1 rRNA gene is annotated in these 304 nt (G+C 50.7%); it reads left to right on the top strand.

The window, feature by feature from the left end:
* The first annotated feature begins 214 nt into the window (after positions 1-214).
* Positions 215-304 (top strand): 5S ribosomal RNA (gene rrf / locus ABD720_RS15395).

Below are 304 nucleotides of genomic sequence, written 5' to 3'. Positions count from 1 at the left end.
GGAAGTGCAGTAATGCATTAAGCTAACCAGTACTAATTGCCCGTAAGGCTTGTCCCTATAACCTTGACCGGTATAGACGACGAGTACCGCGTATGCATGTTGTTGTTATAAACACTGCTACCCATGTTGTACCAGTATCACACTTTACTTCTTCCAGATTGCGTTTGTTGCGGCGGCCAATTCAACGGCCTCCACAGCGAACCTCACCCTTTAGCCTGATGACCATAGCGCGTCGGTACCACCCCTTCCCATCCCGAACAGGACCGTGAAACGACGTTGCGCCGATGATAGTGCGTCAACACGT

It is taken from the genome of Actimicrobium antarcticum (assembly GCF_039536745.1).
GTDB lineage: Bacteria > Pseudomonadota > Gammaproteobacteria > Burkholderiales > Burkholderiaceae_D > Actimicrobium > Actimicrobium antarcticum.
This window is presented reverse-complemented; position numbering and strand designations above follow the sequence as displayed.